The sequence below is a fragment of the Kaistia hirudinis genome (assembly GCF_014196455.1).
GTDB classification, from domain to species: domain Bacteria; phylum Pseudomonadota; class Alphaproteobacteria; order Rhizobiales; family Kaistiaceae; genus Kaistia; species Kaistia hirudinis.
In genome coordinates, this window is the sequence record NZ_JACIDS010000002.1 from 83,054 (window position 1) to 101,120 (window position 18,067).

15 protein-coding genes and 1 riboswitch are annotated in these 18,067 nt (G+C 66.7%); of the genes, 10 read left to right on the plus strand and 5 right to left on the minus strand.

The genetic code is table 11. The annotated features are described in order from the left end of the window. Positions 1-25: 25 nt before the first annotated feature. The 3 genes from GGR25_RS05505 to GGR25_RS05515 are packed head-to-tail and all read right to left on the minus strand — an operon-like array spanning position 26 to position 3,013. Positions 26-1,012 (minus strand): substrate-binding domain-containing protein, encoded by a 987-nt coding sequence (locus GGR25_RS05505; protein ID WP_183397770.1) that lies wholly within the window; start codon positions 1,010-1,012, stop codon positions 26-28. 26 nt (positions 1,013-1,038) lie between these two features. Beyond that, a complete protein-coding gene (locus GGR25_RS05510) occupies positions 1,039-2,232 on the minus strand; it encodes an enolase C-terminal domain-like protein (protein WP_183397771.1) in 1,194 nt (397 codons plus the stop codon). Between the two features lie 40 nt (positions 2,233-2,272). Further along, entirely contained in the window at positions 2,273-3,013 is a 741-nt protein-coding gene (locus tag GGR25_RS05515; protein WP_183397772.1) for a FadR/GntR family transcriptional regulator, read from the minus strand. A 145-nt stretch (positions 3,014-3,158) separates the two neighbouring features. On the opposite strand from GGR25_RS05515, the gene GGR25_RS05520 reads away from it, so the two are divergent. Together GGR25_RS05520 and GGR25_RS05525 are read left to right on the plus strand one after the other, a co-directional pair. After that, positions 3,159-4,268: a cellulase-like family protein gene (locus GGR25_RS05520; protein WP_183397773.1), complete on the plus strand. Its 1,110-nt coding sequence runs from the start codon at positions 3,159-3,161 to the stop codon at positions 4,266-4,268. Beyond that, positions 4,265-5,149: an SMP-30/gluconolactonase/LRE family protein gene (locus tag GGR25_RS05525; protein ID WP_183397774.1), complete on the plus strand. Its 885-nt coding sequence runs from the start codon at positions 4,265-4,267 to the stop codon at positions 5,147-5,149. Before GGR25_RS05520 ends, GGR25_RS05525 begins: the two co-directional genes overlap by 4 nt. Positions 5,150-5,193: 44 nt before the next feature. Here GGR25_RS05525 and GGR25_RS05530 read toward each other — a convergent pair whose 3' ends face one another. Continuing rightward, positions 5,194-6,315 (minus strand): ribonucleotide-diphosphate reductase subunit beta, encoded by a 1,122-nt coding sequence (locus GGR25_RS05530; protein WP_183398595.1) that lies wholly within the window; start codon positions 6,313-6,315, stop codon positions 5,194-5,196. A 22-nt stretch (positions 6,316-6,337) separates the two neighbouring features. Further along, positions 6,338-9,226, minus strand: coding sequence for a ribonucleoside-diphosphate reductase subunit alpha (locus GGR25_RS05535; RefSeq protein WP_246409307.1), 2,889 nt, complete (start codon positions 9,224-9,226; stop codon positions 6,338-6,340). Between the two features lie 128 nt (positions 9,227-9,354). After that, positions 9,355-9,579: riboswitch (cobalamin riboswitch) on the minus strand. Between the two features lie 501 nt (positions 9,580-10,080). Between GGR25_RS05535 and GGR25_RS05540 the strand changes: the two genes are divergently transcribed. The 8 genes from GGR25_RS05540 (at position 10,081) to GGR25_RS05575 (ending at position 18,066) form a co-directional block, all read left to right on the plus strand. After that, the gene (locus tag GGR25_RS05540; protein ID WP_183397776.1) at positions 10,081-10,911 is read left to right on the plus strand and encodes an ABC transporter ATP-binding protein; all 831 of its coding nucleotides are present in this window, start codon (positions 10,081-10,083) and stop codon (positions 10,909-10,911) included. A gap of 9 nt (positions 10,912-10,920) precedes the next feature. Continuing rightward, complete coding sequence (locus GGR25_RS05545) at positions 10,921-11,973, plus strand: ABC transporter substrate-binding protein (RefSeq protein ID WP_183397777.1); 1,053 nt, start codon at positions 10,921-10,923, stop codon at positions 11,971-11,973. A 94-nt stretch (positions 11,974-12,067) separates the two neighbouring features. Further along, a complete protein-coding gene (locus GGR25_RS05550; protein WP_183397778.1) occupies positions 12,068-12,901 on the plus strand; it encodes an ABC transporter permease in 834 nt (277 codons plus the stop codon). A 9-nt stretch (positions 12,902-12,910) separates the two neighbouring features. Next, entirely contained in the window at positions 12,911-13,786 is an 876-nt protein-coding gene (locus GGR25_RS05555; RefSeq protein WP_183397779.1) for an ABC transporter permease, read from the plus strand. An 11-nt stretch (positions 13,787-13,797) separates the two neighbouring features. After that, a complete protein-coding gene (locus GGR25_RS05560) occupies positions 13,798-14,817 on the plus strand; it encodes an LLM class flavin-dependent oxidoreductase (RefSeq protein WP_183397780.1) in 1,020 nt (339 codons plus the stop codon). A gap of 24 nt (positions 14,818-14,841) precedes the next feature. Beyond that, the gene (locus GGR25_RS05565) at positions 14,842-15,363 is read left to right on the plus strand and encodes an ureidoglycolate lyase (RefSeq protein WP_183397781.1); all 522 of its coding nucleotides are present in this window, start codon (positions 14,842-14,844) and stop codon (positions 15,361-15,363) included. 106 nt (positions 15,364-15,469) lie between these two features. Further along, on the plus strand, positions 15,470-16,462 hold the full coding sequence (locus GGR25_RS05570) for a LysR family transcriptional regulator (protein ID WP_183397782.1): 993 nt from the start codon (positions 15,470-15,472) through the stop codon (positions 16,460-16,462). Between the two features lie 134 nt (positions 16,463-16,596). Further along, positions 16,597-18,066, plus strand: a complete 1,470-nt coding sequence (locus tag GGR25_RS05575; RefSeq protein ID WP_183397783.1) for an NAD(P)-binding domain-containing protein — start codon at positions 16,597-16,599, stop codon at positions 18,064-18,066. Position 18,067 lies beyond the last annotated feature (1 nt).

Genomic DNA, 18,067 nt, shown 5'->3' on the forward strand with positions numbered 1-18,067 from the left:
GGCCGCCTTCGCTGCAGTTCCGAGCCTATCGGTAGCCATCTTTGCTCAGCTGCTCGATCGCATCGACCTGATCGGCGGTCACGATGGCGCTGCCCGTGTTCACGTCGAACGGGGCGAGCTTGTACTTCTTGATGAGGTTGGCCTGGATCACCGGCGCATAGCCCTGCAAATAGGGCTGCTGGTCGACATGGAACTGGATGTAGCCGTCCTTCATCCGGGCGAGCACGTCCGGCACGAGGTCGAAGCCGCCGACGATGACCTTGCCCGGCTCGATGCCGCGGTCCTTCAGCACATTGACGACGCCGACATCCCAGAAGCCCGTGTCCACATAGGCAGTCAGGTCCGGCGTCCCCGTCAGGTAATTGCCGAAGCGGTCGCCCGTCGTGCCGTAGTCGAGGCCGGCATCGATCTCGTCCCAGGAGATCTCGCGATCCGGATGGGCCTTCTTCCAGGCTTCGAGCGCCGCCTCGACGCCGTCGGCGCGGCGGCGCGACCAGTTGTCGGCCGGCGCATTGACGCCGACGAGCACCTTGATCGGACCGCTGGCCGGGAACTTCGACGCCGTTGCGGCGCCGAGCGCCTGGCCGGCGAGGAAGAAGTCCTGCCCGATGAAGGCCTGCCGGGCATTGCCGGCTGCGCCCTCGGTATCGTCGACATTGTTGGCGACGACCGTGATGCCGGCGTCGCGCGCCTCCTTGATCACCTCGTCGAAGGCCTTGTTGTCGGGAATGGTGACGATGATCATGTCGGGCTGCTGCGCGATCGCCGACTGGATATTCGCCACCTGGCCCTGGATGTCGCCCACCTTGGAGGTGAACAGCATCTGGCAATCGGCCTGGACGAGGCCGCACGCATCGTCGAAGCCCTTCTTGACGGTGAGCCAGAAGGCGTTGCCGGCATCGGCATGCGGCGCGAAGATGATCTTCGGCGCCCCGTCCTGCGCGAGAGCGGCGCTGCCGGAAAGCAGCGCCAAGGCGGCGCCCGCTGCCAGCGCCATGGTCAGTTTCTTCATGATGTCCTCCCCACTGTTCGTTGCAATCAGTTCGCTTGCGACGTTCTCCTCGTCGTCGTGAAGCGCTTGTCGAGATCGGGATGCAGGTCCATTCCGAGCCCGGGGCCGGGCGGCACGGTGATGAAGCCGTGCTCGACCGTCGGGATGGCGGTGACCACCTCCGGGTACCAGGTGTGATAGAAGGCGCGGACGCTCTCCTGGACGAGGGCGTTGGTCGCGTTCAGCGACAGATGCGTGGAGGCCGCGAGCACCACGGGGCCGGTGCAGTCATGCGGCGCGACCGGCAGATGCCAGGCCTCGGCCATGGCGGCGATCTTGCGCGCCTCCGAGATGCCGCCGCACCAGGAGAGGTCGAGCATCACCACGCCCGCTGCCTGCGTCTCCAGGAGGTCGCGGAAGCGCCAGCGCGTCGCCAGCGTCTCCGAGGCGCAGAGCGGCGCTGTCGAGGCCTCGGCATAGCGCTTCAGGTCGCCGAGCGCGTCCATGCGGATCGGGTCTTCGTGCCAGAATGTCCGGAACTGGGCGAGTTCCCGCGCGATCTGGATGGCCGGCATGAGCTGCCACATGGAGTGGAACTCGACCATCACGTCCATCTTGTCGCCGACGCGCTTGCGGATCATCTCGAACGGGGCGAGCGCGGCTTTCATGTCGGCGGCGCTGATATAGAGCCCGCCGGATTTCTCGGCGGCCGTGTCGAACGGCCAGATCTTCATCGCCGTGATGCCGCTTGCCAGCAGTTCCTCGGCGAGGTCGTCGGCGTGGTGCAGGAAGGCGTCGAGATCGGCATAGGCCGCGCGCTTCCCGAGGCCGTAATTGGCGACCGTCTGCCCGCCTTTCTGCATATAGGCGCTGCCGGCGCAGGTGTTGTAGGTGCGGATGGTCGGGCGCGTGAAGCCGCCGAGCAATTGCGCGATCGGCTGCCCGCTGACCTTGCCGAAGAGATCCCAGAGCGCGATGTCGATCGCGGAATTGCCGCGCGTCTCGACGCCGGTCGAGGCGAAGCCGAGATAGCCCGTCAGCGCGCGGCCGATGCCGTCGATCTGCAGCGGATCGCGCCCGATCAGGAGCGGGGCGGCCGTCTCGTGCAGATAAGCCTCGACCGCCTGGGCGCCGAAGAAGGTCTCGCCGAGCCCCGTCAGGCCCTCGTCGGTGTGGACGAGCACCCAGCAGATATTCGCATGCTCGGCGATCCGGATCGTTTCGATCTTCTCGATTTTCACCGCCAGCCCCTCCCAAGGCATCGGTCCGAAATGCAGGGCGTCAGTTGATGCCGCTCGCCAGCAGGATCTTGACCGTGTTGTCGAAATGCGCGGCCATCTGCGCCTCGGCGGCAGTGCGGTCGCCGGCCTCGATATGGGCTGCGATGGCCTCGTGGCAGGAGACGTTCTCGTAGCGCTCGCCATCATTGCCGCGCGCCAGCCAGCCGACGCGCCAGGTCTGGCGCGTCACCACATGGAACGAGCCGACGATCAGCGCGAACATCGGGTTGCGCGAGGCGCGGGCGATGGTCTCGTGGAAGGCGATGTCGTGTTCCATCACCTTGTCCATCTGGTGGAAATCGGCGCGCATCGCGGCGGCGAGCGCCTTGATCTCGCGCGCTTCCTTGTCCGTCCGCCGCAGCGCGGCGAGGCCCACCGTGCGCATTTCGATCGTGCGGCGCACATCGAGGATCTGCTGCACGGAGACCTGGTCCGTCTGGACGCCGTGGTCGATGACCAGCGCCAGCACCTCGTCATCCACCGCCGAGACGCGGGCGCGCCGGCCATTGGAGACGCTGATCAGGCCGAGCGCCGCCATCGAGCGATAGGCCTCGCGCACCACGGCCCGTGAAACGCCGAGCTGTTCGCCGATCGCGGTCTCGCTCGGCAAGGGATCACCGACCTTCATGCCCTCCGAACGGATCATGGAGCGGATGCCGTGAATGACCTTCGAGACGAGGCTGGTCGGCGTCTCCTCTTCATCCGAGGCGTCGACGGGGCGGAGATGGCCGCTGCTGTTCATTTCGACCTATATGACAGGTTCAATTTGAAATGCAAAAAGCATGAGCCAAAGGTGTTGTCAATATCGGATTGTACGGTATAAAAATCGCCGCCAACGATAATGACAGGTCGCTCTTCGAGCGCCCGAGGGAAGGAGAGCCCGGATAATGAAGCCCGCGATCAAGCGGCCTCGCGCCATCACCATGTGGGAGTTCTCGTGGATCGAGCGCCGCTGGCCCGGCGCCGGCTACGAGGATTGGGACCAGGCGCTGGATGAGCTCGTCGAGCGCGGCTATGACGCCGTCCGCATCGACGCGTTTCCGCATCTGATCGCCGTCGATCCGGACCGGGTCTGGACGATCCATTCCGACGAGCAGGACGGCGACTGGGGCGCGCCGGGCGAGGTCGATATCAGCCATGTCGGCGCGGCGCTGGTCGAGTTCATCGCCAAGTGCAAGGCGCGCGGCGTCGTGGTCGGCCTTTCCACCTGGTACAAGCGCGACAATGACAATGTCCGCATGCTGATCAAGACGGCCGAGGATCAGGCGCGGGTCTGGCTCGCGACGCTCGACATCATCGAGCAGGCCGGGCTGATCGACGCGATCTTCTATGTCGATCTGTGCAACGAGTTCCCGAACGTCAAATGGGCGCCCTATCTCTACGCGCCGGGAACCACGGCCTCCGATCCGCTGACCGATGCGCGCGTGATCGCCTGGATGCGCAACAGCATCGCGATCCTGAAGCAGCGCTATCCGGGCCTCGACTACACCTTTTCGCAGTCGGACCAGTTCCATCTCTGGGATCAGCAGGACGTGTCGATGCTCGACTTTCTCGAGCCGCACCTGTGGATCACCAATCCTGCGATGAGCAGCTTCTACGCCGATATCGGCTACTCGTTCAAAATGCGCGAGTTCCAGACGCTCGTGCGCAAGGCGAAGCCGCATTACCTCGCCCACAAGGCGCATTTCGACGCCATCCTCACCGAATGGATCGGCAAGGCGGCGGATTGGTCCCGCCGGACCGGCAAGCCGCTCGTGACCACGGAGGCCTGGGCCTCGGTCATGTACAAGGATTGGCCCATGGCCGATTGGGACTGGATGATGGATGTCTGCGCCGCGGGCGTCGAACAGGCCGCCGCGACCGGCCGCTGGACGGCGATCTGCACGTCCAATTTCTGCGGGCCCCAATATCGCGGCATGTGGCGCGACATCGCCTGGCACCGCCGGCTGACCGACCTGATCAAGTCGTCACCGATCGATGCCGAGCTTCAGGCATGACGGCCCGGCTCGTGCTCGACGCTGGCGACATCGTCGGCGAGAGCCTCGTCTGGTCGCCGTCCGAGGCCGCGCTCTATTGGGTCGATATCGTCGGACGGCGGATCCATCGGTTCGAGCCGGAGGGCGGGCGGCACGATGTCTGGCCGACGCCGGACTTCGTGACGTCGATTGGGCTGCGCAAGGCTGGCGGCTTCATCGTCGGTCTGCGCCGCGCGGTCACGCTCTGGCAACCGGGCGGCGCGTTCGAGGAACTGGCCGTGCCGGAACCGGACCTGCCGGATAATCGCCTCAACGAGGGCGTCGTCGCGCCGGATGGTTCGTTCTGGGTCGGCACCATGGCGGACAATATCGCGTCAGACGGCAGCCCGAAGCCGATGGCCGGCACGTCGGGCCGGCTCTACCGTATCGCGCCGGACGGCACGGTCACGCGGCTGAGCGAGGATCGCTTCGGCATCACCAACACCATGTGCTGGACGAAGGACGGCTTCGTGACCGCCGATACGCTGGCGAACACGCTCTATCTCTACGATGTCGCCGCACCGACGAAACTGGCCGGGCGCCGGCCGCTGGACCTCGCGCTGGAGCGGGGGCTGCCGGATGGATCGACCACCGACCGCGACGGCGCGATCTACAATGCCCGCGTCGCCGGCGGCGCGGCGATCGCGCGGATCGAGCCGTCGATGCGGAGCCTCTCCTATATCGAACTGCCCTGCGGTTCGCCGACCAGCTGCGCCTTCGGAGGCGCTGGCCTCGCCACGCTGTTCGTCACCTCGGCGCGGTTCGGCATGTCGCCCGACGCGATCGCGGCCAATCCCGCCGAGGGTGGCCTCTTCGCCGTCGAAGGCGCCGGCATCGGCCTGCCGCCCCACCGCTTCGGCTGAGGCGGCAGACTCCCTTCCGCGGTGGGCAGACGGATGCCGACGGCTCAATCCCAGGCGAGCGCACCGCCGTTCTGGTATTCGATGACGCGCGTCTCGAAGAAGTTCTTCTCCTTCTTCAGATCCATCGCCTCGCTCATCCAGGGGAACGGGTTCTCGCTTTCCGCAAACACCGCCGACAGGCCGAGCTGCGCGCAGCGGCGATTGGCAATGAAGTGCATATATTGCTCGCAGAGCGCCGGATTGAGCCCGAGAAAGCCGCGCGGCATCGTATCGCGGCCATAGGCCGCCTCCAGCGCGGCCGCGTCCTTCAGCATGCCGCGCAGCTCGTCCTGGAAGGCCGGCGTCCACAGATGCGGATTCTCCGCTTTGATCTGGTTGATGACGTCGATGCCGAAGTTGAGGTGGATGCTCTCGTCGCGAAGGATATACTGATACTGCTCGGCGATGCCGACCATCTTGTTGCGCCGGCCGAGCGAGAGGATCTGCGCAAAGCCGGTGTAGAACCACATCCCCTCGAACACGACATAGAAGGCGACGAGATCGCGCAGGAAGTCCCGGTCGGCCTCCGGCGTGCCGGTGCGAAAGGCGGGATCGTCGAGGTTCTGCGTGTGCTTGAGCGCCCAGGCGGCCTTGTCGGTGATCGAAGGCACCTCGCGATACATGTTGAAGAGTTCGCCCTCGTCGAGGCCGAGGCTTTCCACGATGTACTGGAAGGTATGGGTGTGAACCGCCTCTTCGAAGGCCTGCCGCAGCAGATATTGGCGGCATTCGGGATTGGTGAGGTGGCGGTAGATGGCGAGCACGATGTTGTTCGCCACCAGGCTTTCCGAGGCGGCGAAGAAGCCGAGATTGCGCTTCACCATGCGCCGCTCATCCTCGGTGAGCCCGTCCTTCGACTTCCACAGCGCGATGTCGGCCTGCATCGACACTTCGGTCGGCATCCAGTGATTGTTGCAGCCGGAAAGGTACTTCTCCCACGCCCAGCGATATTTGAGCGGGAGGAGCTGATTGACGTCGGCGCGGGCGTTGATCATCCGCTTCTCGTCGACGCTGACGCGGGCGGCGCCGCGCTCGATCGCGCCGAGGCCGGTCATATCGCCCGCGGCGGCGGTCGTCAGGGGGAGAGCCGGAGCCATCGCGGGCTTCGGGTCGGACCAGTCGAGCATCGTCATAGTGTGTCTCTCCGGCTCACTGGCAGGCTTCGCAGGTGGGATCGTCGATCGAGCAGGCCATGCCGGCGCTGCTCCCGCTCGACGCTTGCGGCACCACGATCGGTTCCGCGACCGGCGCGAGGGACGTCACGGCGACCGCATTGAGCCGGCCGTCCGTGCCCTTCAGTGTCGACTTCTCGACATGGGTCGCCGAGCGGGCGCGAAGGTAATAGGTCGTCTTCAGTCCCTTGTTCCAGGCGAGGCGATAGGTCTCGTCGAGTTTCCGGCCGGACGGGTTGGCGACATAGAGATTGAGCGACTGGGCCTGGTCGATCCATTTCTGCCGCCGCGACGCGGCCTCGATCAGCCATGCGGCGTCGATCTCGAAGGCCGTCGCATAAAGTGCCTTCAGATCGTCCGGCACGCGGTCGATCGGGCCGAGACTGCCGTCGTAATATTTGAGGTCGGAGACCATCACCTCGTCCCAGAGCCCGCGCGCCTTCAGATCATGCACCAGCGCCGCGTTCACGATGGTGAAGTCGCCCGACATGTTCGATTTGACGAAGAGATTCTGATAGGCCGGCTCGATCGATTGCGAGACGCCGCAAATGTTCGAGATCGTCGCCGTCGGCGCGATCGCCATGCAGTTCGAATTGCGCATGCCGACGGTTCGCACCCGCTCACGCAGCGTGGTCCAGTCGAGCCGTGCCGTGCGGTCCGGCACGAAGGACGGCCGGGCCTCGGCGAGGCGATCCTGGCTGTCGAACGGCAGGATGCCCTTCGACCACAGCGAGCCCTCGAAGCTTGGATAGCGTCCGCGCTCGGCGGCGAGGTCGACCGAGGCTGCGATCGCGTGGAAGCTCACGGCCTCCATGCTTTCATCCGCGAAGCGCACGGCCTCGTCGGAGGCATAGGGAATGCGTAGCGCCTGCAGCGCGTCCTGGAATCCCATGATGCCGAGCCCGACCGGGCGATGCCGAAGGTTGGAGCGTCGCGCCTCGGGGATCGTGTAGAAATTGATGTCGACGACATTGTCGAGCATGCGCATCGCCGTTTGGACGGTGCGGGCCAGCCGATCGCGATCGAGCCCCTCCGCCGTGACATGGGCGGCGAGATTGACCGAGCCGAGATTGCAGACCGCGACCTCGTCATCCGACGTGTTCAGCGTGATCTCGGTGCAGAGATTGGACGAATGCACCACGCCGGCATGGCCCTGCGGCGAGCGGATGTTGCAGGGATCCTTGAAGGTGATCCAGGGATGTCCGGTCTCGAACAGCATGGTCAGCATGCGCCGCCACAGATCGACGGCGCGGAGCTCACGGGTCACCTTGATCTCCCCGCGCGCAGCCTTCGCCTCATAGGCCTCGTAGGCCGCCTTGAAGGCGAGGCCGGTGAGATCGTGGAGGTCCGCCACCTCGTCGGGCGAGAACAGCGTCCACGGTCCATCGGCCTCGACGCGCTCCATGAACAGGTCCGGCACCCAGTTGGCGGTGTTCATGTCATGCGTGCGGCGGCGGTCGTCGCCGGTGTTCTTGCGCAGGTCGAGGAACTCCTCGATGTCGATATGCCAGGTCTCGAGATAGGCGCACACGGCGCCCTTGCGCTTGCCGCCCTGGTTGACGGCGATGGCGGTGTCGTTGGCGACCTTCAGGAACGGCACCACGCCCTGGCTCTCGCCATTCGTCCCCTTGATATGCGCGCCGAGGCCACGCACGCGCGTCCAGTCATTGCCGAGGCCGCCGGAATATTTTGCGAGCAGGGCATTGTCCTTGATCGCCTTGAAGATGCCGTCGAGATCATCGGCGACGCTGGTCAGGAAGCAGGAGGAGAGCTGCGGCCGCAGCGTGCCTGCATTGAACAGCGTCGGTGTCGAGGCCATGAAGTCGAAGGATGAGAGCAGGCGGTAGAACTCGATCGCCCGTGCCTCGCGATCGACCTCGCGCAAAGCGAGGCCCATCGCGACGCGCATGAAGAAGGCCTGCGGCAGCTCGAAGCGAATGCCGCCGGCCTGCAGGAAGTAGCGGTCGTAGAGCGTCTGCAGGCCGAGATAGTCGAACTGGAGATCGCGCTCGGGAAGGAGCGCCGCCGCGAGGCGCGGAATATCGAAGCGGCCGAGTTCGGGATCGATCAGCTCTTCCGCGATGCCGCGCTTCAGATAGGCGGCGAAATAATCGCCGTAGCGCGCCTCCATCTCCGCCTGCGTCGCCTGGTCCGCCCGGCCCGAAAGGAAGCTGAGGGCCTCGCGACGCAGCCTGTCATTGAGGAGGCGGGCCGCGACCTTGGCATAGTTCGGCTCGCGCTCGATCAGCGTCCGCGCCACGAGAATGGGCGCGAGCGCGAGCTCCTCGGCGCTGATGCCGTCATAGAGGTTGCGGCGCGTCTCCGCGAGGATCGCTTCCGCGTCGATGTCGGCGAGGCCGGCTCCCGCCTCGCGCACCAGCGCCTCGAGCCGGGCGAGATCGAGCGGGACAAGGGTGCCGTCCCCAGTCGCCATGCGCAGGACGGGGATCGCCTCGCGCGCCACGGCCTTGGCGGCGGCGCGCTCGCGAGCCCGTGCCTCGCGATAGAGCACATAGGCGCGCGCTATCTTGTGGTGTTCACCGCGCATCAGGGCGAGTTCCACCTGATCCTGCACATCCTCGATATGGAAGGTGCGGCCCGCATCGGCGCGGCGCGTCAGGCTGGCGACGATCTGCGCGGTCAGTTCCTCGACGCTCTCATGCACGCGCCGCGAGGCGGCCGCACCGCTGCCTTCGACGGCCAGGAAGGCCTTGGTCAGCGCGACGGCGATCTTGGAGGGATCGAAGGGCGTGACCGCGCCATTGCGGCGGATGACGCGATAGGCCGGTTCCGGCGCGGTGACCGCCGCGGCGCTCTGGGTCCGAGGTACCGGACGTTCGGTTTCGGTTGCGAGCGCTGCGCTCATCGTGGACATCGGCTTCAAACCCCATGTGCTTGGGGGCAAAGGCCGAGTGGAGACGCGGACGGGCGCGCAACGGCGGAAAGCCGCAGGCCACGCACCCACGCGATCCACCGGGACACCCCGCCCGAGGACGTTTCGTTCATGTCACGGCAGGTCTCCTGGCTCGCGGGTCGCAGCCGCTGTCTGGCCTTCCCGATGCCCGTGGGCATCAGTGACGCTGTCGACAGAAGCTCGCCGCTTACAGTTGCGGGGGCAGCTCCGGCATGGCCTCTTCCCGTGGAAGGCCAGAGGCGCACCGGATTCCCTCTTAGCTCTCGACCGTTTCGAATCGAGAGACCGTGACCACCAGATGATGTGGCTGCGAGCCTATCGGGGTCAAGATATATGAGTGGCTGTCGGTGGATGGTCCCCAGGCGTCGCGGCGTCACCAGCGCCATGCGGCGCGGTTTGGGCTCGCCTCCTGTCGCGGATGGAATGCCGCGCGTGGGAAGACGCCGCCGGTTCCGGGCACGCGGCGGTGCCCGACGGGGCCGATGCGACGGCGCGCGACGCCTCTCCCCGCAAACGGCAACGGGGGCGTTGCCGATTTCGCAACGCCCCGTATCGAAATCAGCACTTTTGGCGCCCCGTGGCAGCCTGCACATTCGTTCGCGCCGAGACCGCCGAGCATGGAACGAAAATATATCGCGTCAGATGACGGGAGTATGATTGTTCCGCGGGTAAGAAGAGGACGGTATATCCGTCCCGATGTCGAAGCAGGGAACGTATAGCCGTCGTCATCATGGCGCGGCCAAGGAAGGCTCCGTGAATTTCGAACCCGCATCGCTTCGCCAAGGCGGTGGCGCGGAGCTGAATGGATGGCGTCTCAACCAGGCGAATCCGGCTTGTCGATCCGTGATGTCGGCATGGTCTATCGCCGCGGCGAACAGGTCACGACCGCGCTCGTCGGCTGCAGTCTCGAGATTCCCGAGGGCAACTGGGCGTCGCTGATCGGCGCTTCGGGCTGCGGCAAGTCCACGCTGCTGCGCATCCTCGCCGATATCGTCCGCCCGACCAGCGGCACCGCGCTCGTCGGTGGCGTGACGCCGGCCGAAGCCCGGGCCGCGCGGACCTTTGCGCTCGTCTCGCAGCAATCGACCATGCTGCCCTGGCGCAAGATTCTCGCCAATGTCGAGCTCGGCCTCGAGGTCGCGGGCGTCGACAAGGTCGAGCGGAAGCGCCGCGCGGAGGAGGCGATCGAGCTGGTCGGCCTCAAGGGCTTCGAGCAGGCCTTCCCATCCGAGCTCTCCGGCGGCATGCGCCAGCGCGCCGCGATCGCCCGCGCGCTGACGCTGAAGCCGCGCTTCCTGCTGATGGACGAGCCTTTCGGCGCGCTCGACGAGATCACGCGCGAGAAGCTGAATTTCGAGCTGCTGCGGATCCTCAAGGAGACGTCGGCGACGCTGCTGCTCGTCACCCATTCGATCAGCGAGGCGATCATCCTGTCCGATACCGTCGCGGTGATGTCGCCGCGCCCGGGCCGCATCTCGCATGTCGTCGATATCGGCTTCGGCCATGAGCGGACCGGTGCGATGCGCGACGATCCGCAATTCGGCGCCTACGAATCCGAGCTCCGCCACGCCCTCCACGGTCCTGCCGGCGCGCCGCGCCCGATGGCCACCCCTTCGCCCTCTCATGCCCTCGCCTAGGAGAATTCGATGTCGACTGGCCTCTTCCCCACGGACGCCACCCAGCGCAGGAAGCTGCGCGTTCGTCTCGCCGCCGTCGCGTTCGCCGCGACCGCCCTTGCGGGCCTTGCCGGTTCGGCGGGCGCGGAGGAACTGACCAAGCTCTCGGTCGTGCTCGGCTATGTGCCGAACGTCGAATCCTTCGGCGCCGAATACGCGCTGAAGCAGGGCTACTTCAAGGATGAGGGCCTCGACGTCACGGTCATTCCCGCCGGCCAGGGCGTCGACCAGGTGCAGATGGTCTCGGCCGGCACGGTCGATATCGGCATTTCAAACCCGGAGCAGATCCTCGCCGGCGTCGCGCAGGGCGCGAAGTTCAAGGTCTTCGCGTCGGAGTTCCAGAAGACGCCGATGGCGATGACCTGCCGCAAGGATTCCGGCATCGAGAAGGCGAGCGACATCGCCGGCAAGCGGGTCGGCGTGAAGACGCCGGCCAAGCCGTTTTTCGATCTTTTCATGTCGAAGAACAGCATCGATCCGGCGAGCGTCACCACGACCTCGATCGGGCCTAACGACATCTCGGTGCTGATTTCCGGCCAGATCGACTGCGAGGTGACCACTTTCGCCTTCAACGAGCCCCGCCTGATCGAGGCGGCCGGCGTGCCGGTCAACGTCTTCTCCTTCGGCGACTACGGCCTCAATTCGCAGGTCGATTCCTATTTCGTCAGCGACGCGTTCTTCGCCGATCCAGCCAAGAAGGAGCTGCTCGTCAAATATCTGCGCGCCGAGCAGAAGGCCTGGATGGAGTTCTTCAAGGATCCGGCGGGGGCCGCGAAGTTCATGGTCGAAGGCGGTTTCACCGACGGCCTCGATCTCGACCAGCAGACCTACCAGGCCGAGAAGCAGGCGCTCTACATGAAGGACGCCTTCACGGCCGAGAAGGGCTTCATGTGGGTCAATCTCGACACCTGGAAGGAGACCGCGCAGAACGCGCTCGCCTCCAAGGTGACCGACAAGCTGATCGATCCGACGGATCTGCTGTCGACCGAGATCCTCGAAAAGGTCGCCCCGCCGAAGATGTGAGACCGCGGCGGTCGAGCGCTGCCGCCTTCCACGCCAGAGCGGACCGGTTCGTGCCGGTCCGCTCCTTCGAGACGATATCGTGCGGAGTTCCCGGATGAGCAGCATCACGGTTCCCGATCTCGCTGCGGATGCGGCGGGCGGCAGCGAGCCCGGCACGGGTCCGGCGGGCATACCGTGGGGGCTCGTCCTGCCGCCGGTCCTGTTCGTCGTCGCGCTCGTGGCGCTCTGGGCGGTGCTCTCCGCGGCCGGGCTGATCCCGCGCTACATCCTGCCGGCGCCCGGCGCCGTGCTCAACGAATTCACCCGCAACTATGCCGTCCTCGCCCGCCACGCGGCCTATACGAGCGGCGAGGCCGTCGCGGGCTTCATCATCGGAAATGCGGCGGCCGTGCTGATGGCGATCGTCTTTTCCTATTCGGGGCTGCTCAAGGCGGCCTTCTATCCCTTCGCGCTGATTTCGCGCGCGATCCCCATCGTCGCCTTCACGCCGCTGCTCGTCATCGTGCTCGGCCGCGGCCTGCCGCCCGTGATCGCGGTGGTCGCCATCGCCGTCTATTTCCCGGCCTTTCTCAACATGATGCGCGGCCTCGCCTCGGCGGATGTCGACTATCACGAGATGCTGCACACGCTCTCCGCCAGCCGCTGGCAGCGGCTGAAGATGGTCGATCTGCCGGCGTCCATGCCCTATCTCTTCGCGGCGCTGAAGGTCAGCGCCTCCGTCGCCTTCATCTGCGCGATCGTCGCCGAATGGATCGGCGCCAATGTCGGCCTCGGCTATCTCGTCGTGATCTCCGGCCAGTATTTCAAGCTGCCGACGCTGTGGGCCGCGATCATCGTCGCCGCCGTGCTGACGCTGCTGCTGCTCGCCCTTGTCGTCCTCGCCGAACGCGCGCTCCGCCGCTGGACCGCGGCGCCGGGCGAGATCTAGGAGGCGATCATGGCTTTCGAATCCGGAATTCTGGAGCAGGGTCTCGGTGCGGCGGACGAGGCGGCCCTGCACCGGAACGAGCCGCCGCCCGGCTGGCTGCTGGAGGCGATCGGCGCTCATCGGGTGCGCGCCGTACTCGCGCCGCTCGCCGTGCTGGTCGTCGTCCTCGTCGGCTGGCAGTCGCTCTGCGAGAGCGGCGCCGTCTCGCCGCTGATCCTACCGTCGCCGCTCGCCATTGCCGAGGCCTTCATCAAGGACGGTCCCAACCTGCTCGCCGCCGCCACCGTGACGACGATCGAGGCGCTGACCGGCTTCGTGCTCGGCAACATCCTCGGCTTCGTCCTCGCGGTCGCCTTCCTCTATTCGGAACTGAGCCGGCGCACCGTCTATCCGCTCGCCATGGCGGCGCAGGCCGTGCCGATCGTCGCCGTGACGCCGGCGCTGATCCTGTGGTTCGGCAATGGCATGGCACCGAAGATCTTCGTGACGATGTTCCTCGTCTTCTTCCCCATGCTGGTCAACGCGCTGCGCGGGCTGCGCAATGCCGATACCGAGGTGATGGAGCTGCTCTACACGCTGTCGGCGACGCCGCTGCAGCAATTGCGCATGGTCCGCATGCCGGCTTCCGTGCCCTTCGTCTTCAATGCGCTGAAGATTTCGGCCTGCGCCTGTTTCGTGGCGGCGATCGTCGCCGAATGGGTCGCCGCCGATCGCGGCATCGGCTACCTGATCGTGCTCTATGGCAGCCAGTATCGCATGCCGCAGGTCTGGGCCGCGGTGCTGATCGGCACGGCCATCAGCATGGCCGTCTATGGCCTCGTGGTCTTTGCCGAGGCGCGCGTCGCGCCATGGCTCAACCGCCGCAAGCGTCCCATTTCGGACTGACAGGAGGAACCATGCCGGGCTCGCCGGTGCCGATGGGCATCATGAACCAGATGTGGGCGGCCAATGACGTCTCCGACCGCGAGGCGATCCGCACCGCGCTCGAAGAGATCGTCCATGCCGACGCGCTCGGCTTCGATTCCGTCTGGATCGGCGAGCACCATCATGTGCGGCCGGAAAACCCGTTCTATGGCCGCATCCCGGCCTCCGAGATCTTCCTCGCCCACATCGCGGCGCATACCAAGCGCATCCGGGTCGGCACTGGCGTGCGCATCCTGTCGACGACCGCAGCCCAGCGCACCGCCGAGGAGATGAGCCTCCTGCATCTCCTCACCGACGGACGCGTCGAATTCGGCGTCGGCCTCGGCGCCAACCAGATTGTCGAGGAGGACCGCGCCACCAAGGCCGCGCGCTTCCGCGCCCTGCTCGACGAACTGCTCGACCATCTCGCGGGCGAGGTGACGCCGGCCATTTCGCCGCGTCCCGATCCGGAGATCCGTCGGCGCATCTGGGCGGCCGCCCGCGACGAGGGCACGATCGATCATCTCGCCGCGCGCGGCGTGAACCTCGTCGTCGGCCAGGCCGAGATGCCGCATATCCAGGCGCCCTATGTCGCGCGCTATCGCGCGGCCGGCGGCAAGGGGCTGACGCGCGGCGTCCGCCTCGTCTTCGTCGCGCCGACCCGCGAGGAAGCGCTGGCGCGCAGCGCGGTCGCGGCGCAGAGCTATTTCCGCCTGCTGCTCGGCAAGGGCTATCACAAGCAGGCGGTCGAGAGCGGCGCGGCGCCGGCCGAGGTCCAGACGGACGCCGAACGTCGCCGCCTGGCGAGCTTCATCGTCGGCTCGCCCGACGAGGTGCTGGCCGAACTCGACGCCTATGTCGCAACCACCGGCGTCGACCAGCTCGACGTCATGGTGCAGATTCCGGGTCTCGCGACGGACGATGTCCGCCGTTCCATGGCGCTGGTGCAGCAGGAAATCCGACCGCGCCTCGCCATCAACAAGCAAGCCTCCGCCGCGCGTTCCGTGGCCTGAGCGAAACCAAAAGGGAGAAATGCCATGAGCACTGCCGAAGCCATCGCGACCGTCGAGCGTCGTGTGTTGACCGCCCAGCCGATTTCGGAAGAGGCCTTCGCGCCCTTCGGTCACGTCATCGTCGCGACCGAGGACATGGTGCCGGCCGGGGCGATCGACGCCGCGCTGGATCTTTCCGGCGGCCAGCCGCGGTTCTACATCATGCGCCTCGATCATCGCGGCTATGACGTCAACGGCATCACGCGCCATGCGGCGGTGACGCAGGTTCTCGCCTCGGTCGGGGGCAAGCCCTGGCTGCTCTGCGTCGCGCCGCCCGTCGAGGGCGACAAGCCCGACCCGGACGCGATCCGCGCCTTCTCGATCCCGGGCGATGTCGCCGTGCTGCTCTACAAGGGCAGCTGGCATGCCGGGCCCTATTTCCATGACAAGGAGATGGGCTTCTTCAATCTCGAGCTGATCGACACCAATGTGGTCGATCACTACACGGTCAGCCTCGGTCGCACCTTCGGCTATAATTTCCGCATCGAGGAGCCCGGCCGGAGCTGACAGCCGGCGCCGCGCCGATCGCGCTCTTGCGGGACGGGCGGGGGAACCCTACCAATCGGGACCTTCGATCCTGAACGGGCCGGTACGCCGGCCCACATGGGCCCTCATGTCCGCATTCATGCATGTTCACCTGGTGGCGCTGCGCTATTTCCGCGAGACGGTGCGGTGCGGCTCCATGCGCCAGGCCGCCGAGCAGCTGAATGTCGCGGCCTCCGCGATCAACCGTCAGATCCTCAAGCTCGAGGATCAGATGGAGTGCAAGCTGTTCGAGCGCCTCGCCGAAGGCGTGCGCCTGACGGCGGCGGGCGAGGTGCTCTATCGCTATGTGCTGCGGCTGGAGCGCGATCTCGACCGAGCCATGTCCGAGATCGACGATCTGCGGGGCCTGCGCCGCGGCCATGTGGCGATCGTCTGCGAGGACGGCATCGCCCGCGATTTCCTGCCGGCGGTGCTCGCCGCCTTTCATCGCGAATTCCCGAAGGTGACCTATGCGGTCGACGTGGCGGCGGCGCTCGGCGTCATGGCGAGTGTCGTCGAGGGAACGGCGGATATCGGCATTGCCATGGCGCCGCCACGCCGACCCGACGTCGCCGTAGAATTGGAAGCCGCGATGCCGATCGGCGTCATCGCCGCGCCCGATCATCCGATCACCGCGCGCGCCAGCGTCAAGATGACGGATCTCGTGCAGGAGCAGATGGTGCAGATGCGCGAGGGGTCGGGCGGTGGGACGCTGCTCTATTCGCTGATCACCGGCTGGACGGCGCGGCCCTCCTTCATCGAGACCAATGCTTCCGATGCGGTCACCAATCTGGTCAAGGCGGGCCTCGGCCTCGGCGTCCGCACGCCGATCGGCGTGCTGCGCGAGATCCGCGCCCGCGAACTCGCCTTCGTGCCGATCCGCGATCCGCTGATCGAGCTGCCGCGCCTCGCCGTCTATGCCAAGCAGGGCCGCACGCTCCCGACCGCCGGCGCCGTCATGCTGGAGCGGATCAAGCATTATATGGCCGAGTTCTCCGCCGAGATCGCCGCCGCGCTCGCCGGGTCGGCGAAGGCGGCGGACGGCCCCGCCGACGTTGCCGCATCGGCAACACCTCGCTGAACATTCGCCGCTTCTCCCGCGCGCTCGCCGCAGGGCACTCTGGCTCAGGCGCGGGAATACGATGGCACCGACGCTTCGGCGTCCCGCGCGACCCTGGCCCCTGACGGGGGCCTCACCCAAGGGACGCGCCCATCATGACAGCCCATTTCGACCCATCGGCCGAAGCCCGCCTTGCCGCGCTCGCCGAGGCCGCGCGCGAGGAACTCGCCGCCACCGCCTTCGCCACCCGGCCCTGGGTGCATCCGCGCCACGAGAACGGCGCCGCCATGCTCGATGTCGCTATCATCGGCGGCGGGCAGTCCGGCCTGTTCGTCGGCCATGCGCTGCAGCGCGCCGGCGTCACCAACATCGCCGTGCTCGACCGCAGCCCGCAAGGCTATGAGGGCGTCTGGGAAACCTATGCCCGCATGCACGAGATCCGCTCTCCGAAGGAGGTCTGCGGCGGCGAGGGCGGCATCGCCAGCCTGTCGGTCCGCTCCTGGTTCATCGCGCGCCATGGCCGCGCGGCCTGGGACGCGATCGAGCGCGTGCCGCGGCTCGACTGGATGGCCTGGCTCCGCTGGTATCGCAGCGTCGTCGCGGTGCCGATCGAGAACGGCGTCACGGTCACCGATATCGATTTCGACGCCGACGGCGTGACGCTCGCGACGTTGCAGGCCGGCCGCGCCGGGCATGTTCGCGCCCGTCTCGCCGTGCTGGCGACCGGCATGGATGGCGGCGGCACATGGCAGGTGCCGGAGATCATCAGCGCCAGCCTGCCGCGCGAGCGCTATGACCACACCTCGGATATCGTCGATATCCGCGCGCTCAAGGGCAAGCGCATCGGCATTCTCGGCGCCGGCGCGGCCGGCTTCGACATGGCGGTCGCGGCGCTGGAGGCGGGGGCGGCGCGGGTCGACATGTTCATGCGGCGCGAGAGCCTGCCGATGGTCGACCTCATCCGCGATTTCGAGACCGCCGGCCACCTTCAGCACGCCCCGGAACTGTCCGATGCCATCAAATGGGCGCTGGCGAGCCTTCTCGGCGGCCTCAGCCAGTCGCCGGCCGAGCATCATTTCAACAAGGCCTGGAGCTTCCCCAACTTCGCCATGCATCTCGGCGCGCCCTGGCGCGAGATCCGCCTCGACGGCGACGCGATCGCGGTGACGACGCCGAAGGGCGCGCACGCTTTCGATCACGTGTTCGCGGCGACCGGCGTGTGCGTCGACATGGCCGACCGGCCGGAGCTTGCGAAGGTCGCCGCGGGTGCCGCGCTCTGGCGTGACCGCTTTGTGCCGCCGGCCGATGATCCGAGCCCCGGCCGGCTGAACTTCCCCTATCTGAACCGCACCTATCAGTTCCAGCCGCGCGAAGCGGGCACCGCGCCCGGCATCGAGCGCATCTTCGCCTTCAATGCGCTCGGCGGCATGAGCATGGGCGGCATCTCGCAGGTCTCGATCTCCAGCCACAAATTCGGCATTCCGCGCCTCGTGCGTGGCATTACCGGCTTCCTGTTCGCCGAGCAGCACGCGCGCGTGCTGGAGGACATGATGCGTCCGCGACCGCCTTCGATCGCGATCGCGCCGCATATCCGCGCCCGGCTCGGCATGCCGGCGGAAGCCTGAG

Bases quoted from the DNA above. Each gene is read 5' to 3' on its own strand.
- GGR25_RS05505 (WP_183397770.1), bottom strand. From the start codon at position 1,012: ATGAAGAAACTGACCATGGCGCTGGCAGCGGGCGCCGCCTTGGCGCTG.
- GGR25_RS05515 (WP_183397772.1), bottom strand. From the start codon at position 3,013: ATGAACAGCAGCGGCCATCTCCGCCCCGTCGACGCCTCGGATGAAGAG.
- GGR25_RS05520 (WP_183397773.1), top strand. From the start codon at position 3,159: ATGAAGCCCGCGATCAAGCGGCCTCGCGCCATCACCATGTGGGAGTTC.
- GGR25_RS05525 (WP_183397774.1), top strand. From the start codon at position 4,265: ATGACGGCCCGGCTCGTGCTCGACGCTGGCGACATCGTCGGCGAGAGC.
- GGR25_RS05530 (WP_183398595.1), bottom strand. From the start codon at position 6,315: ATGCTCGACTGGTCCGACCCGAAGCCCGCGATGGCTCCGGCTCTCCCC.
- GGR25_RS05535 (WP_246409307.1), bottom strand. From the start codon at position 9,226: ATGAGCGCAGCGCTCGCAACCGAAACCGAACGTCCGGTACCTCGGACC.
- GGR25_RS05540 (WP_183397776.1), top strand. From the start codon at position 10,081: ATGGCGTCTCAACCAGGCGAATCCGGCTTGTCGATCCGTGATGTCGGC.
- GGR25_RS05545 (WP_183397777.1), top strand. From the start codon at position 10,921: ATGTCGACTGGCCTCTTCCCCACGGACGCCACCCAGCGCAGGAAGCTG.
- GGR25_RS05550 (WP_183397778.1), top strand. From the start codon at position 12,068: ATGAGCAGCATCACGGTTCCCGATCTCGCTGCGGATGCGGCGGGCGGC.
- GGR25_RS05555 (WP_183397779.1), top strand. From the start codon at position 12,911: ATGGCTTTCGAATCCGGAATTCTGGAGCAGGGTCTCGGTGCGGCGGAC.
- GGR25_RS05560 (WP_183397780.1), top strand. From the start codon at position 13,798: ATGCCGGGCTCGCCGGTGCCGATGGGCATCATGAACCAGATGTGGGCG.
- GGR25_RS05565 (WP_183397781.1), top strand. From the start codon at position 14,842: ATGAGCACTGCCGAAGCCATCGCGACCGTCGAGCGTCGTGTGTTGACC.
- GGR25_RS05570 (WP_183397782.1), top strand. From the start codon at position 15,470: ATGTCCGCATTCATGCATGTTCACCTGGTGGCGCTGCGCTATTTCCGC.
- GGR25_RS05575 (WP_183397783.1), top strand. From the start codon at position 16,597: ATGACAGCCCATTTCGACCCATCGGCCGAAGCCCGCCTTGCCGCGCTC.